This window comes from Pseudomonas sp. D(2018) (assembly GCF_005502555.1).
Classification (GTDB): domain Bacteria; phylum Pseudomonadota; class Gammaproteobacteria; order Pseudomonadales; family Pseudomonadaceae; genus Metapseudomonas; species Metapseudomonas resinovorans.
Genome location: NZ_SCOK01000007.1, coordinates 55638 through 71537 on the forward strand (window position 1 = coordinate 55638; position 15900 = coordinate 71537).

General features: G+C 64.0%; 14 protein-coding genes and 1 pseudogene. 8 read left to right on the forward strand and 7 right to left on the reverse strand.

The window, feature by feature from the left end; genetic code table 11:
• Positions 1–87 precede the first annotated feature (87 nt).
• Positions 88–888, reverse strand: a complete 801-nt coding sequence (locus FFS60_RS07265; protein ID WP_137821562.1) for an aminoglycoside phosphotransferase family protein — start codon at positions 886–888, stop codon at positions 88–90.
• A gap of 250 nt (positions 889–1138) precedes the next feature.
• Between FFS60_RS07265 and aroQ the strand changes: the two genes are divergently transcribed.
• Together aroQ and FFS60_RS07275 are read left to right on the forward strand one after the other, a co-directional pair.
• Positions 1139–1582 (forward strand): type II 3-dehydroquinate dehydratase, encoded by a 444-nt coding sequence (gene aroQ / locus FFS60_RS07270; RefSeq protein ID WP_028627994.1) that lies wholly within the window; start codon positions 1139–1141, stop codon positions 1580–1582.
• Positions 1583–1587: 5 nt separating this feature from the next.
• On the forward strand, positions 1588–2445 hold the full coding sequence (locus FFS60_RS07275; RefSeq protein ID WP_137821563.1) for a shikimate dehydrogenase: 858 nt from the start codon (positions 1588–1590) through the stop codon (positions 2443–2445).
• A gap of 229 nt (positions 2446–2674) precedes the next feature.
• Here the strand turns inward: FFS60_RS07275 and FFS60_RS07280 are convergent, their stop codons facing one another.
• Both FFS60_RS07280 and quiC read right to left on the reverse strand, forming a co-directional pair.
• On the reverse strand, positions 2675–3343 hold the full coding sequence (locus FFS60_RS07280; protein WP_028627996.1) for a TetR family transcriptional regulator: 669 nt from the start codon (positions 3341–3343) through the stop codon (positions 2675–2677).
• 96 nt (positions 3344–3439) lie between these two features.
• A complete protein-coding gene (quiC, locus tag FFS60_RS07285) occupies positions 3440–5350 on the reverse strand; it encodes a 3-dehydroshikimate dehydratase QuiC (protein WP_028627997.1) in 1911 nt (636 codons plus the stop codon).
• A gap of 643 nt (positions 5351–5993) precedes the next feature.
• Here quiC and FFS60_RS07290 point away from each other — a divergent pair.
• Entirely contained in the window at positions 5994–7370 is a 1377-nt protein-coding gene (locus FFS60_RS07290; RefSeq protein ID WP_028627998.1) for an MFS transporter, read from the forward strand.
• A 93-nt stretch (positions 7371–7463) separates the two neighbouring features.
• Positions 7464–7733, forward strand: a pseudogene (locus tag FFS60_RS07295) (methyl-accepting chemotaxis protein); the annotation flags it as partial.
• Between the two features lie 94 nt (positions 7734–7827).
• Here the strand turns inward: FFS60_RS07295 and FFS60_RS07300 are convergent.
• From FFS60_RS07300 to FFS60_RS07310, 3 genes are all read right to left on the reverse strand, one after another.
• Entirely contained in the window at positions 7828–8706 is an 879-nt protein-coding gene (locus tag FFS60_RS07300) for a DMT family transporter (RefSeq protein ID WP_137821564.1), read from the reverse strand.
• A 53-nt stretch (positions 8707–8759) separates the two neighbouring features.
• A complete protein-coding gene (locus tag FFS60_RS07305; protein WP_137821565.1) occupies positions 8760–9575 on the reverse strand; it encodes a sugar phosphate isomerase/epimerase in 816 nt (271 codons plus the stop codon).
• Positions 9576–9997: 422 nt separating this feature from the next.
• Positions 9998–10774 carry an IclR family transcriptional regulator gene (locus FFS60_RS07310; RefSeq protein WP_028628002.1) on the reverse strand — a complete coding sequence of 259 codons (777 nt, stop codon included), beginning with the start codon at positions 10772–10774 and terminating at the stop codon, positions 9998–10000.
• Between the two features lie 271 nt (positions 10775–11045).
• Between FFS60_RS07310 and FFS60_RS28640 the strand changes: the two genes are divergently transcribed.
• The 4 genes from FFS60_RS28640 to FFS60_RS07325 all read left to right on the forward strand — a co-directional run bounded on the left by FFS60_RS28640 (position 11046) and on the right by FFS60_RS07325 (position 15348).
• Positions 11046–11222: a hypothetical protein gene (locus tag FFS60_RS28640; RefSeq protein WP_171016498.1), complete on the forward strand. Its 177-nt coding sequence runs from the start codon at positions 11046–11048 to the stop codon at positions 11220–11222.
• A gap of 96 nt (positions 11223–11318) precedes the next feature.
• Positions 11319–12593 carry an OprD family porin gene (locus FFS60_RS07315; RefSeq protein ID WP_137821566.1) on the forward strand — a complete coding sequence of 425 codons (1275 nt, stop codon included), beginning with the start codon at positions 11319–11321 and terminating at the stop codon, positions 12591–12593.
• 191 nt (positions 12594–12784) lie between these two features.
• Positions 12785–14503: an FAD-dependent oxidoreductase gene (locus tag FFS60_RS07320; RefSeq protein WP_028628004.1), complete on the forward strand. Its 1719-nt coding sequence runs from the start codon at positions 12785–12787 to the stop codon at positions 14501–14503.
• A 17-nt stretch (positions 14504–14520) separates the two neighbouring features.
• Positions 14521–15348: an aldo/keto reductase gene (locus FFS60_RS07325; RefSeq protein WP_137821567.1), complete on the forward strand. Its 828-nt coding sequence runs from the start codon at positions 14521–14523 to the stop codon at positions 15346–15348.
• 125 nt (positions 15349–15473) lie between these two features.
• On the opposite strand, the gene pcaC is transcribed toward FFS60_RS07325, so the two are convergent.
• The gene (pcaC, locus tag FFS60_RS07330) at positions 15474–15869 is read right to left on the reverse strand and encodes a 4-carboxymuconolactone decarboxylase (RefSeq protein WP_028628006.1); all 396 of its coding nucleotides are present in this window, start codon (positions 15867–15869) and stop codon (positions 15474–15476) included.
• Positions 15870–15900 lie beyond the last annotated feature (31 nt).

Below are 15900 nucleotides of genomic sequence, written 5' to 3' on the forward strand. Positions count from 1 at the left end.
GGATGCTATGCATCCCTTCGCGATTGAAATAGCTCCTACAGGGTGACGCACTTCATTTGGGAACGAGTTCGTTCGCGAAGGGTGCTCTCACCTGTCCAGCGCCTCGGCAGCCAGCCGCGCCACGCGCATATCTGATTCCGCGGATTCTGCGTCGCCATCCTCGAGGAACCACGCCGCCGACAACCCCGCGTAGGCCAGCACCCAGCGCAGGAGACGCTCGCGCCCCAGGCCGGAAGCCTCGGCAATCACTTCAACCTGGCGAGCGAAGCGCGCCGGCTGGGTCACGGTGGGGAGCTCGGGATTGCAGATCAGGTTGGCGTAGTCGTAGCCGCGATCGCCAATCACCCGCTTGGGGTCGATAGCCAGCCAGCCCCGTTCGCCGAAATCGAGCACGTTCTCGTGATGGACATCTCCGTGCAGTACCACCACTTCGCGCTGAGAGCCCAGCAGCTCGCGGGCGACGCCAGCTGCCTCAGCGAACAGCCCGCCCTGTCGTCGCGCTACCGGCCACAGTGAACGGAACCACGCTTCCAGGGTGACCAGCTCCGGTGCGGGAGCGGGTCTGGGCGCATGCAAACGGGCGATGGTGGCGCAGGCGATACGGCTGGCCTGGTCGTCCTCGCCTTCCAGGGCCATGCGCATCAAGGAAGCCGACCCGGTGGCGCGCTCCAACAGCAGCGCATCGCCTTCGTGCCGGTAAACCCGTGCCGCACCTTCGCCGCCCCACCAGCACATGACCAGGGCGCCAACCTTCTCTTCGCTGTCCCGCGCGATCTTGAGCATGGCGGGCAGCCCATCGAAGCGCACCGGCAGCAGGTCGCTGCCAGGCGTATGGATGGGCGCGCCGTCGGGCTGCAATGTCCATTTCGTCAGATAGGGTTCGAACAAGGTCGGAAGCTCCGTGCAAGTGTTCATCAGGTCCAGCCCCTGTGGACCCGGTGCGCCATGGTAGCCAGTTTTCCCTGACTCATTGCCACCGGTCTGGCCGGTGCCGCTAAACCAGAGGTTCTTAACCCGTCCGATAACCGCACAGAACCCCCTTGGACAAATTGACGTAATTAACTGGTTAGTACATTTTCATTGTCAGACGCTCTGGCGCTTTTCAGCCGGGTGAGAACAACAATGGAGACCTGCCGTAATGACTCGCACCGTCCTCGTGCTCAACGGGCCGAACCTGAATATGCTCGGCACCCGTGAGCCCGCCACCTATGGCCATGAAACCCTCGCCGACATCGCCGCCCAGTGCAGCCGCACTGCCGCTGGGCTGGGTTTCGAGGTGGACTTCCGCCAGACCAACCACGAAGGCGAACTGATCGACTGGATCCACCAGGCACGCGGTCGCTGCGCCGGCATCGTCATCAACCCTGCCGCCTGGACCCACACCTCCGTGGCCATCCGCGACGCCCTGGTGGCCAGCGAGCTGCCGGTGATCGAAGTGCACCTGTCCAACGTGCACAAGCGCGAGGAGTTCCGTCACCACTCGTTCGTTTCCGCTATTGCCGTCGGCGTGATCTGCGGACTCGGCAGCCAGGGCTACAGCCTGGCACTGCAGCACTTCGGCCAACTGTTTTCCAAGGGTTGAACACTATGTCCCAGAGCAAGCACTCCGTCCTCGCCGGCCTGATCGGCGCTGGCATCCAGGCGTCCCGCACCCCCGCCCTGCATGAGCATGAAGGCGACGCGCAGAGCCTGCGTTATCTCTACCGCCTGATCGACCTGGACCAGTTGAAACTGGACAGCAGCGCCCTGCCCGACCTGCTCAGCGCCGCTGAGCGCATGGGCTATACCGGGCTGAACATCACCTTCCCCTGCAAGCAGGCGATTATTCCGCTGCTGGACGAACTCTCCCCGGAAGCCGCCGGCATCGGCGCGGTGAACACCGTGGTGCTGAAGGATGGCAAGCGCGTCGGCCATAACACCGACTGCCTCGGTTTCGGTGAAGGGTTCCGCCGTGGCCTCCCCGATGTACAGCGCCGCCAGGTGGTGCAGATGGGTGCCGGTGGCGCGGGTTCCGCCGTGGCCCACGCCCTGCTGGCCGAAGGTGTCGAACGCCTGACCCTGTTCGAAGTGGACGCCGCCCGTGGCCAGGCCTTGGTGGACAGCCTCAACCAGCACTTCGGTGCTGGCCGCGCGGCCCTGGGTACGGACCTGCCCAATGCCATGGCGGAAGCCGATGGCCTGGTCAACACCACGCCGATTGGCATGGCCAAGCTGCCGGGCACACCGGTGCCGCAGGATCTGCTGCGGCCCGAGTTGTGGGTAGCGGAGATCATCTATTTCCCGCTGGAAACCGAACTGCTGCGTGATGCCCGCGCCATCGGTTGCCGCACGCTGGATGGCGGCACCATGGCCGTATTCCAAGCCGTGAAGGCATTCGAACTCATCAGCGGCCATAGCGCCGATGCCGACCGGATGATGGCGCACTTCGCCAGCATGAACGGCTGATTGAAAGCGCACGCCGTGCGTACCGGACGTCCGGTGCGCACGGCGCACACTACCCGATCAGTCCAGCACCGGACTCGGCAGCGTAAGCGCATGGGTAGTAATCCAGCCCGTACATCCCCGCCTCGTGATCCTGGTTCACCCCGGCATAGCCCTGGGCGGCCAGCTTCTGCAATTCAGCCTTCGATTCGCGTGAATGGTGTCAGCTGACGTCGCGCGGCGCGCGAACGGCTCAGGCCTGCAGGTAACGCAGCACCGACTCGCAGATCATCGCCTTGTGCCGGGCCTTGACCTCCTCGTCGGTGAGATCGATCTGGAAGATCTGGCCGAAGGTATTGCGATTGGAGACGCGATAGAAGCAGAAGGAGCTGATCAGCAGGTGCAGGTCCAGCGCATTGACGCCCGCTCGGAACAGGCCTTCAGCCTGGCCGCGTTCGATGATCTCGCCCATCGCATCGAGGATGGTCGTGCTCATGGAACGGATGGCGTTGGACTGCTTGACGTACTCGCCGTAATGGATGTTTTCGATGGAGACGATGCGCACGAAATCGACGTTGCGGTCGTGGTGGTCGAAGGTGAATTCCACCAGCCGGCGAATGGCCTCGCGCGGTTCGAGTTCAGCCAGGTGGAGCTTGCCTTCGGTGTGGCGGATATCGCCGTAGAGCTTTTCCAGCACTTCGACGTAGAGCTGCTCCTTGCTGCCGAAGTAGTAGTAGATCATGCGTTTGGAGGTATGCATGCGCTCGGCGATGGCGTCGACCCGAGCGCCGGACAGGCCCTGCTGGACAAACTCGGTAATGGCCGCCTGGAGGATGTTCTCGCGGGTTTTCTCCGGGTTGTTCTTGCGCCCTTTGCGAGGGGCCTCTACGGGCAGGTCTTGGCGTTCGGCAGTTGTTGTCATCTTGGGCTCACGGCCAGCGGAAACTGGGTGGATTATGGGCTGGGCGGCGGCCGTTAGGAAGCCTGGCGCAGGCAAGGCGCCAGGCTCCCGCGCGGTTTACAGCTTGGCCTTGGCGATGGCGCCGCTGCGCGCCTTGGCCATGGCCGCCAGGCGCACCGCAACGTTGGCCGCGCCGTAGCCGGCATAGCCGTTCTTGCGCTGCAGGATTTCGAAGAAGAAGCGTCCCTCGAACGGCTCGGTGTAGACGTGGAACAGCTCGCCACCCTGGGCGTCGCGGTCGTACAGCACGTTGTAGTAGGCCAGTTCGCTGAGGAACTCGTCGTCGAAATCGAAGCGCGCCGCCAGGTCGTCGTAGTAGTTGAGCGGGATATCCAGCAACGGCACGCCAGCATCCTTGGCGCGACTCACCTCGGCGAAGATGTCCTCGCAGGAGAAGGCGATGTGGTGGGCGCCGGAGCCGCCATAGCTGGACAACGCATGGGAGATAGCCGTGTTGCGGTTCTCCGAGATGTTCAGTGGCAGACGGATGCTGCTGCAGCGGCTGCGCAGGGCGCGGCTCTTCACCAGGCCGTAAGGGTCCGGCAGCACCACTTCGTCGTCGGCTTCGAAGTCCAGCACGCTCTTGTAGAACAGCACCCAGCTGTCCAGGCCGTCGGCCGGCAGGGCCAGCGCCATGTGGTCGATGCGGTCGAGCTGACCGGTCTGGCTGGCGCCCGCATCGAGGACGAAGTCACTGTCATAGATGGTCTGTCCGGCCTGGGCCTGTTCCACCAGGTAGATCAGGCTGCCATCCGGCGCACGCACGGCCGGAATCTCGCGTTCGTTTGGCCCTACCAGGCCACGGAATGGTTGTCCCTTGAACTCGCGGGCTCGCTCCAGCGCGCTGCCACTGTCCTTCACCCGCAGGGCGGTGGCGCACAACGACGGGCCGTGGGCCTCGAAGTATCCGTGGGCAAAGGAATAGGGTTCGGCATTGAGCACGATATTGATGTCGCCCTGGCGCAGCAGGCTGACCGCCTTGGAGCGGTGCTTGCCGGCGCGGGCGAAGCCCAGGCGCTCCAGCCAGTTGGCGAGCTTGGCGCCCTGGGACTCGTCCACGGCGAACTCAAGGAATTCCACGCCGTCGTAGCGGCTGGCCGGCGGCGGCGCGAAGAGGATGTCCAGGTTGGCCGGCGGGGTCGGGTCCTTGGCCAACAGCTTGCGGGTCTTCTCTTCGAGGTAGAGCAAGGAGCGCAGGCCATCCGCGGCGTTGGCGCGCGGCGGCGCGGCGCGGAAACCGTCGTTGAAGATCTCCAGCGACAGCGGGCCGGTGTAGCCGCTGCGAATGATGGGCGCGAGGAAGCCCGGCAAGTCGAACTCACCCTGGCCGGGGAAGCAGCGGAAGTGCCGGCTCCACTCCAGTACATCCATGGCCAGCAGCGGCGCGTCGGCCATCTGCACGAAGAAGATCTTGTCGCCGGGAATCTCGGCGATGCCACTGGGATCGCCCTTGATCGACAAGGTATGGAAGCTGTCCAGCAGAACGCCGAGGGCCGGATGGTCGGCCTGGCGCACCAGGTTCCAGACCTGCTGCCAGCTGTTGACGTGACGGCCCCAGGCAAGCGCCTCGTAGCCGATGCGCAGGTTGCGTGCACCGGCGCGCTCGGCCAGCAGACGCAGGTCGTCAACGAGGATTTCCTCGTCCGGCAGCGAGTCGGGCTGAACGTTGCTGCACACCAGCACCAGGTCGGTGCCCAGTTCCTGCATGAGGTCGAACTTGCGTTCGGCGCGGTCGAGGTTCTTCTGCAAGCGGTCGCGGCGGCAGCCCTCGAAGTCGCGGAACGGCTGGAACAGAGTGATGGCGATGCCGAGATCGGCGCACATCTGGCGGACTTCGCGCGGGCTCCCGGCGTAGTACAGGAGGTCGTTCTCGAAGATTTCGACACCGTCGAAACCGGCGGCGGCAATGGCCTCGAGTTTTTCCGGCAGGGTACCGCTCAGGGAGACGGTGGCAATGGAACGCTGCATGCTTCAGCTCCTTGTGGGTGGGCGCTGCAACTACCTGTAGGGGTGAATTCATTCGCCAAGGGTCGCAACGCGGCCCCCTGTGAATCCCAGGGCAGATCTACGGTCCGCCAGGCGATTGAATTCGCCCCTACAACAGATTGCGAAAACCCTTCGTTTTCGTAGCTGGATCGATTATTCGCGCGTAAAGTCTGCCCAGCAATTCAATATGTACGAACCAGTTAGTTTTGTGTTCGATCAGCGAACAAAAGGCCGGTTATCGAATTGACGCTTTTTCGATCACTGCGCAACATGAACCCCATGTTGCAGACAACCCGTCGGGTGGCATCACTGCCAGCCCAGTCACCCGGAGGGTCCTGCGATGACAACCAAGCGTCACGACATAACAATTTCAAGAAACAGGTACCCGCTCATGCTCACTACCAGCCACCTGATCGAACCCCCCTCCTCCAGCCGGCATGCCACGGCATCCAGACCGAGTGCGACCGCCACGTCGCCACTCTGAACTGACTCCCTGACACCACTCGGACAGCGATAACCGGAAAGCTCCCGACGAGCACCGTTGCGCAAGCGTGCACGCGTTCCAACCAGGCCTAGCGCCGGGGAATGTGCGTCCGGCTACCTAACAAAAACAACGGAGACAACGATGGCTACTCCCTCCAGCTCCCAAGCCAAGAAAGCAACTGCCAGCGGGTGGATAGGCTCCGCCCTCGAGTATTACGACTTCTTCATCTATGCCCAGGCGGCAGCGCTGATCTTCCCGCAGATCTTCTTCCCGAACACCGACCCGAAAATGGCCATCATCGCCTCGCTGGCGACCTACGGCGTCGGCTACCTGGCGCGCCCGGTGGGTGCCTTCGTGCTGGGCCACTGGGGTGACACCCGCGGCCGCAAGAACGTGCTGCTGCTGTGCATGTTCCTGATGGGTATCTCCACCATGGCCGTCGGCCTGCTGCCGACCTACCACGATATCGGCATGCTTGCCCCGGTACTGCTGGTACTCCTGCGCCTGGTCCAGGGCTTCGCTGTAGCCGGCGAAATTTCCGGTGCCAGTTCGATGATCCTCGAACACGCGCCATTCGGACGGCGCGGCTACTACGCCAGCTTCACCCTGCAAGGTGTACAGGCTGGCCAGGTGATGGCGGCTGCCGTGTTCCTGCCGCTGGCCTACTTCATGCCGAGCGAAGCCTTCAATGAGTGGGGCTGGCGGATTCCGTTCCTGCTGAGCGCCTTCGTCCTGGTAGCGGGCTTCATCATCCGTCGTGAAGTCCATGAGACCCCGGCCTTCGTCAACGAAGAGAACCAGCACAAAGTCGCCAAATCCCCGGTTACCGAAGCCTTCCGCCACAGCTGGAAGAGCATGGTGCTGGTGATGTTCATGGCCCTGATGAACGTGATCCCGGTCGTCGCCACCATCTTCGGTGCGGCCTACGCCGTGCAGCCGGCCTACGGCATCGGCTTCGACAAGAGCGTGTACCTGTGGATTCCGGTGGTGGGCAACATCGTCGCCGTGCTGGTCATCCCCTTCGTCGGCAACCTCTCCGACAAGATCGGCCGCCGTCCGACCATGATCGCCGGCTGCCTGGGCTCCGGTCTGCTGGCCTTCGTTTACCTCTACGCCATCAGCATCCAGAGCGTTCCGCTGGCCTTCTGCACCTCGATCCTGATGTGGGGCATGGTCTACCAGGGCTACAACGCGGTGTTCCCGAGCTTCTTCCCTGAGCTGTTCCAGACCCGCTTCCGCGTCTCGGCCATGGCCATCGCCCAGAACATCGGCACCATGCTGACCGCCATGCTGCCGGCCCTGTTCGCCGCCGTCGCCCCGCCCGGCTCGGACAACATCCCGGTAGTGGTCGGCTGCATCGCCTTCTTCATCACCTGCGTGTGCGCCCTGGCTGCCTACGTGGCGCCGGAAACCCATCGCCTGGCCATGGACGACCTCGGCAACGCGGACGCCAAACCGATGGACAAGCAGCAATACGAGTCCACCCGCGAGAACAGCATGCGCGCCGTCAGCCACTGATCGCGCACGCCACCTGAGCAGAGAAGGCCCCAATTGGGGCCTTCTCTCTTTCTACCGGACCTGTTTCGAACGCTCATGACAATGGAGATGAGCATGGCATTCCTTCGCCTCAGCATCGCCCGCCGTGCACTGGTCAGCTTCGGCCTGATCGCCCTGCGCCAGGTGGCGGAAGTACGCGCCACCGGGCAGCACACCGAGAACGTGTCACTGCCCAGCACCCGCTATCTCGGCGAAATCCGCGACTACATCCTGAGCACCCGCGTGCTCAGCCTGCGCATGGCCCTGAACCGCGAGCCCGAAGTGCTCAAGCCGACCGTCGAGCGGCTGCATCTGGTGGAAGGCTGGCTGGACGATGCCCTGGAACTGCAGGAACGGGTGGTGAGATTCAGGCTGTAGCTCGACTCGCTCCCCTCTCCCGTTGGGAGAGGGGCTGGGGGTGAGGGAACCTGCAGTGGACTCAGCTCTTGCGCTGCATCCAGGCCGCGCCCAAGCCGCTCAGGCAGATGATGGCAATTCCCACCAGGCTGGTGGCATCAGGGGTGTGAGAGAAGACCACAAAGCCCAGCAACCCGGCGAACACGATCTGGCAGTAGCCGAACGGCGCCAGCAACGCCGGTGCAGCCAGGCGGAACGCCTGGGTCAGTAACAGGTGTGCGGTCATGCCAGCGCCTCCCAGTGCCAGCATCAGCAGCCCATGCCCCAAGGTCGGGACTTGCCAGAAGAAAGGCACCAGGGCGCTCATCACCAGGGTGTTGCACAGGCCGGCAAAGAAGTTGCTGGTGGTCGGGCTGTCATGGGCCGCGACCTTGCGGGTGAGCAACTGGTAGAAGCAGAAACCCAGGGCCGAGCAGAAGGGAAACAGGATGGCCGGGGTGAACAGCTCCCCACCTGGGTGAACAACCACCAGCACACCAATGAACCCCATCACCACCGCAGCCCACTGGCCAACGCTGACCTGCTCCTTGAGCAAGGGCACCGAAAGCGCTGTGACCAACACCGGCGCCAGGAAGTTGACCGCAGTCGCCTCCGCCAGGGGAATGTACTGCAGCCCCGCAGTGAACAGCAGACTGGTGCTGAGCAGGCTCAATGCCCGCAGCACCTGCAGCACTGGCCGCTTGGTGCGCAGTACGCGCAGGCCGGCCTGGGGCAGGAAGATGCCGGCCATCAGCAGGGTATGCACCAGGTAACGCGCCCAGACGACCATCACCACCGGATAGAGGCCGCCCAGGTACTTGGACAGCCCGTCATGCCCGGCGAAAAGGAAGGTGGCCAACACCACCAGCAGGATGCCCCGCAGCGGTTGGTTGGCGCCGGACAGCGGGGTACTGATGCTCATGGGGTTCTCGAAAAAAAGAACGCGGCCCAGCCGGCCGCGTAAAGGGTGAAATCTCAGACCTGCTGAAGCAGCGTCCGCGCCTTGTCCAGCGCCATCCTCGCGCGGTCCTGGGCACTGACGCCCTGCTCCATCAACTGGCGCGTGGGAATTTCCAGACTCAGGGGAATGTTCGCCGGCAGTGTCCTGAGCAACCCGATCAGGTCGCTATCACCATCGCCGGGGAAGCGCCGCTCGTTGCGCGCCTGACGAAGAATCTCGTCCATGTCGTCCGGACGCGGGCCAGCCACATCACAAAGCTGGACATAGCGCAGGCGCTCCGGGGCCAATTTGGCGAGGTCCTCCAGTCGCGAAGCCGAGCGGTTGAAGTGGAAGGCATCCACCAGCACGGCGCCGTTGGCCCGCCCGGCGTTCTCAACGATGCGCGCGGCCTGGACCAGGTCGCGCGCGTCGGTCCAGGGCATGAACTCCAGACTGGGATGCATGCCGTAAAGGCCGGCCAGGTCGCAGAAGGCGGCGAAATTGTCGGTCATCCGCACCTCGTCAGCGTCGTTGCCGGCCACCAGCACTTCCGTAGCACCGAACTCGGCACCGGCGGCCAGTATGGGTTCGAAATCGGCTATGCGGGTTTCCGCCTTGAGCCGCAGGATTTCGATATCCAGCACCTTCACGCCGGTGTCGCGCAGGCGCTCGAGGGTCTGCCGACGCAACGCGGCATCGGCCACCAACCGGAAGTGATGCTCCTCGGGTGTGGCCGGCACCAGGCGCAGGCCGACATGGCTGTAGCCGGTACGTGCGGCTACTTCCACCATCTCCGGTGGAGAGAGTTCGAGGACGGTGAGGGCGGCGAGGGAGAAAACTCGATCAGTCATGCTCTACTCGGAATCCAGTTCCACAATTTGTCTGGCAGTATTTAGAACGCAGTTCCATTTATTCGCAAGAAAAAAATGCGGCCCTCTGACGAAAGCAGGATTCGCGAAGAGATGTGGGGAAGGTGCAGGAATCTGTAGGGGCGATTTCAATCGCCAAGCAGCCCGAAGGGCTGCCCTGCTGACCAACTTGGGGCAGCTGCGCCGCCCTTGGCGAATGAATTGGCTAAGTCTGCGTAAAGTGTTGAAGGCCCTGGAATCCCTTGTAGGAGCTAGCTTGCTAGCGAACGCGGACATTTTCGCCAGCAAGCTGGCTCCTACCCGCACCCACACTCCCTGGTTGCCGCCTAGCATTAGCTAATGTCGGCATATCCAATGAATTCACCCCTACGGGTTGCCCCCGGCGGAACGCCGGGCCGGAGCGCTCAGACAAAAAACTCCGATGCCTGGCTGGCCGCCGACAGCTCGTCCACGGCCGCCAGCAACTGCGGCGCCACTTCGTGCATGCGCTCTTCCGGCAGCCGCGCCGTGGGGCCAGCGACACTGAGTACGCCAATGGCCTTGCCAGTGCGCGGGTCACGCACCACCGCCGCCAGTGCCGACATACCCACCGAGGAGCTTTCCACCACCCAGGCATAGCCGCGCTCACGCGCCAGGCGCAGACGTTCCAGTAACTCGATGTTGGAACGTGGGGCGTTGGGTCCGAAATCCTTCGGGTCAGCCACGCCCTGGCGCTCCACCAGCAGCAGCGCCTCGGCATCGCTCAGGCTGGCTAGCCAGGCATGGCCGGAGGCGGTGTAGAACAGCGGCGCATCGCGGCCCATGTCGGGGTCGTAGCGCAGACCGGAGCGTGCGCCCTGGGATTTGACGATCCAGGTCAGGCGGTCATCCTCGATCACCCCCAGACGCACCAGCTCGCCGCTTTCCTGGGCCAGTCGATCGAGGATTGGCTGCACGATATCCGCACCACTGTTGGCCAGGTAGCGAAACGCCATGGCCACCAGCCGGGTGGACAGCTGGTAGCGGCTGTTCTCCTGGTTCTGGCGCACGTAGCCGAGGCGGATCAGCTCGGCCAGCATGCGGTGCGTAGCGCTCTTGGGAATATTCAGCTCATCGGCCAGGGTCTGCATCGGCAGGCCGCGCGGATCAGTGGTGAGACGTTCGAGCAGGTTGAAGGCACGTTCGATCTGGCTACCGGCCATGGGGCATGGGTCCTCTTGAAGGTGTGCCGATTCTAGAAGACAACACCTCCCCCGTGAAACCTGGAACTGCGGCAAGGGATTCCACCCATCCAGCAGCAACAATGTACGGAACAGTTAGTTTTTGTTCGATGATCGAACAAAAGCGTTTCCAGCCGATTGAACGCAAGGCTGGCGGATTTCACTATCGGTCCCAAGTGCGAGGCGTTGCCGCAACCAGCCTGCGATCCCAGCAACGCTTCGCCTTTTACCGACATAAATACAAGAAAGGTCCATGAAGATGCTCCAGCCCCGCACCTCCCATGCCTCGCCGCCCGCCTCCGGGCTGCTCTTCGATAGCGCATCGCCCTTCGCCTCCATCGCCCTGGTCCAACTGGCCAGCAGCGAGCCCCTGGGCGAGCAGCTGAAACGCTGCCTGACGCGCCTGATCGAGCGCCGCAAAGCCCGCTGACGCCCCCGTAACTCCAGCACAGACGTGTATTCGCGCAACCGCCGCGAAGGGGCTTTTGCGCACCCTGGAACAACAATCAAAGAGGCAAGACCGAGCATGAATTCCACGAGCCGCCGCCAGGCCCAACCCTTTGTTCCCTGCATCCTCGCTGCCGCCGTCGGCCTGGCCGCCCTGCCCGTCCAGGCTGCCGATGAGCATGGTTTCGTCGAGGACGCCACGGCGACCCTGAACCTGCGCAACTTCTACCTGAACCGTAACTTCGTCAGCGACTCCGCCACCCAGGGCAAAGCCGAGGAATGGACCCAGAGCTTCATCCTCGATGCCAAGTCCGGCTTCACCGAAGGTCCGGTGGGCTTTGGCGTCGACATGCTCGGCCTGCTCTCGGTCAAGCTCGATGGCGGCAAAGGCACCGACGGAACCCAACTGCTGCCGGTGCATGGCGACGGTCGCCCGGCTGACGACTTCGGCCGCCTGGCCGTGGCCGGCAAGATGCGCGTGTCCAAGACCGAGTTGAAGGTGGGCGAGTGGATGCCGGTGCTGCCGATCCTGCGCTCCGACGACGGCCGCTCGCTGCCACAGACCTTCCAGGGCGGCCAGGTGACCTCCAAGGAAATCGACGGCCTGACGCTGTATGGCGGCCAGTTCCGCCAGAACAGCCCGCGCAACGACGCGAGCATGGAAGACATGTCCATGAATGGCCGCGCGGCCTTCACCTCCGACCGCTTCAACTTCGTCGGCGGCGAATACGCCTTCAATGACAACCTCACCCTGGTGGGCCTGTGGAACGCCGAGCTGAAGGACATCTACCAGCAACAGTTCGTCCAGCTGGTTCACAGCCAGCCCATTGGCGACTGGACCCTGGGCGCCAACCTCGGCTACTTCACCGGCAAGGAAGACGGTTCGGCCCTGGCAGGTGACCTCGACAACCGCACCTGGTCCGGCCTGTTCTCCGCCAAGTATGGCGCCAATACCTTCTATGTCGGCCTGCAGAAGGTCAGCGGCGACGATGCCTGGATGCGCGTCAACGGCACCAGCGGCGGCACCCTGGCCAACGACAGCTACAACTCCAGCTACGACAACGCCAAGGAAGAATCCTGGCAGGTGCGCCACGACTACAACTTCGCCGCCCTCGGCGTGCCCGGCCTGACCCTGATGAACCGCTACATCAGCGGCGACAACGTCCATGTCGGCGCAGTCACCGACGGCAAGGAATGGGGTCGCGAGTCCGAACTGGCCTACGTGGTGCAGTCCGGTGCGTTCAAGGCCCTGAGCGTCAAATGGCGCAACTCCACCATGCGCCGCGACTGGGGCAGCAACACCAGCTTCGACGAGAACCGGCTGATCATCAGCTACCCGCTCTCGCTTCTCTGATCCTTTGGTCAGCGTGCTTTGACTACCTCGGCCCGCCATCTGGCGGGCTTTTTTATGGGTTGCCATTCCCTCTCTCGCGAGGCGACCGATTTCCGTTCGCTGACCGGCCACTTGCGTTGCCCCGGTCTTGGTCGTGGAATGTAGCGGCCATAGAATGCGGAACACAGTTCCAGTATTTGAGGTTCCTCGAAATGCCTGCCGCAAGCCCTGCTCCAAACCGCCTCGATTGCGATCTACTGGTCATTGGCTCAGGCGCTGCGGGCCTTGCCGCCGCCGTCACCGCCGCCCATCACGGCCAGAAAGTGATCCTCGTAGAGAAGGAACCAGTGTTCGGAGGTGCCACCGCCTGGTCCGGCGGCTGGATGTGGGTGCCACGCAACCCGCTGGCACGCCGCGCCGGCATCGAGGAAGACATCGAACAGCCGCGCACCTATCTGCGCAACGAACTGGGCGAGCACTTCCGCCCGGAACTGGTGGACGCCTTTCTCCAGAACTGCCCTGAAATGGTGGGCTTCTTCGAGCAGCACACCGCGCTGCAGTTCGTCGATGGCAACGGCATACCTGACATGCATGGCGACACCCCCGGCGCCGCCAACGGCGGCCATCAGGTGATCGCTGCGCCCTATGACGCACGCGAGGTCGGCGACCTGCTGCCACGCCTGCGCAAGACCATGCGCGAAACCTCCTTCATGGGCATGCCCATCATGGCCGGTGCCGATCTGGCCGCGTTCCTCGGCATGACGCGCTCACTGCGCGCCTTCGCCCATGTCACCCGACGTTTCACCACGCACCTCTATCACCTGGCCCGCTACGGCCGCGCCATGCACTTGGTCAACGGCGTCGCGCTGGTGGCTCGCCTGGCCAAGTCGGCCGACGACCTGGGCGTGCAGCTGATGGAATCGGCACCAGCACGCCAGCTGATCATCGAAGAGGGCAAGGTCTGGGGTGCGGTGGTGGAGTACAACGGCGCGGAGCTTTCCATCCGCGCCAGGTCCGTGCTGCTCGCCGCCGGGGGCTTCCCCAACGACCCGGTCCGGCGCAAGGCGATGTTCCCTCGCGACAGCAGCGGCCATGACAACCTCGCCCTGCCCCCAATCTCCTGCTCCGGTGACGGCTTGCGCCTGGGCGAGTCTGCCGGCGGCGTGGTCGCCGACGACCTGCGCTCGCCCGTGGCCTGGGCGCCCGTGTCGAAGGTGCCCTACCCCGACGGCACCTTCGGCCACTTCCCGCACATCATCGATCGCGGCAAACCCGGCATCATCGGCGTGCTGAAGAATGGCCGGCGCTTCGTCAACGAAGCCGGCGGCTACTACGACTATGTCGACGCCATGAACAAGGCGGTGCCGGAGGGCGAGGAAAGCTGCTCCTGGCTGGTCTGCGACCATCGCTTCCAGCGCCGCTATGGCCTGGGCTTCGCCCGCCCCGCGCCCGTGCCGCTCTGGCCGCATGTGCGCAATGGCTACCTCATGCGCGGCAACACCCTGGTCGAACTGGCGCAAGCCTGTGGCATCGACCCGGCCGGTCTCGCCACCACGGTAGAAGCTTTCAACCACCATGCCCGACGCGGCGAAGACCCGGAGTTCGGCCGCGGCAGCACGGCTTTCAACCGCCGCAGCGGCGATGCCTCCCACCAAGGCCCCAACCCCTGCGTGGCGCCCATCGAACACGGGCCTTTCTACGCCGTGAAGGTCCAGCCGGGCTGCTTCGGCACCTTCGCCGGCCTGCGCACCGATGGGCAGGCGCGAGTGTTGGACGAAAACAACCAGCCGATTCCAGGGCTCTACGCAGCAGGCACCGATATGGCCAGCGCGCTGGGCGGTCATTACCCGTCCGGCGGCATCAACCTGGGGCCGGCCATGACCTTCGGCTACATCGTTGGCCGCCACGCGGCAGGCGCAACCTCGCAATGAATGACAAGGAGTACTCCATGCGGAAACTGACCACCGCCCAAGGATTGAACATGCCTCAGCTCGGTCTTGGCACCTGGCCGATGACGGGCGATGAATGCACCTCTGCCGTGCGCCAGGCCCTGGAACTGGGCTACCGGCATATCGACACCGCGCCCGCCTACGAGAATGAAGCAGCGGTTGGCGCGGCCCTGCGCCAGAGCGACGTGCCCCGCGACGCCATTCACCTGACCACCAAGGTCTGGTGGGACCAGTTGCAACCGGCCTCCATGCGGCTGTCTCTGGAAAACAGCTTGCGTGCCCTGGGCACCGAGCAGGTGGATCTGTTCATGATCCACTGGCCGGCGAAGGACTGGGACCTGGCACGCAGCATCGACACCCTGGTGGCCCTGCGCGACGAAGGCAAGGCGCGTTGCATTGGCGTGGCCAACTTCCCGCTCGGACTGTTGCGCCAGGTGGTGGAAGACCTGGGGGCGCCGCTGTCCGCCATCCAGGTGGAGTACCACGTGCTGCTCGACCAGCAGCGCCTGCTGGACTACGCCCGCAGCAAGGGCCTGGTGTTGACCGCCTATACCCCGCTCGCGCGTGGCCTGGCCGCGGAACAGCAGGCAATCCGGCAGATCGCCGAGAAGCACGGCGCCTTGCCGAGCCAGGTGGCGTTGAAATGGCTGCTGGATCAGGACGGCGTCGGCGCCATTCCGAAGGCCAGCAGCTGGGCCAATCAGCAAGCCAACCTGGATGCGCTGAAGGTGCAGCTCGATGATAAAGACCGCGCCCTGATCGCCGCCCTGCCGAAGGACAAGCGCGTGGTGAGCCCGGACTTCGCGCCGGAGTGGGATGCCTTATAGGGATGCCCGAGGGGGACGCTACGCGTCTCTTGGCGAATGAATTCGCCCCCACAGATGCACCGATCCCCCAATAAAAAACGCCGCCCGGATGCGTGGTCCGGGCGGCGTTTCTGTGTTGCGGCGGATCAGCCTTGCAGCGATTCCACCCCAAGCTCATCCCACACGGCTTCGGCCAGGTGGAACGTAGCGTTGGCCGCCGGGATGCCACAGTAGATGGCACTCTGCATGATCACTTCCTTGATCTCGTCGCGGGTCACGCCGTTGTTCTTCGCGGCGCGCAGGTGCAGCTTCAGCTCGCCCTCGCGGTTCATGCCGATCAGCATGGCGATGGTGACCAGGCTGCGGGTATGGCGCGGCAGTCCCGGGCGGGTCCAGATGTCGCCCCAGGCGTGACGGGTGATCATTTCCTGGAACTCTTCATTGAACGGCGTGAGGTTCTGCAGGCTGCGATCCACATGGGCGTCGCCCAGCACTGCACGGCGAACCTTCATGCCGGCTTCGTAGCGTTCTTTCTCGTCCATTCGGAAGTCCTCGATGGGGCTCAGGGGAGCG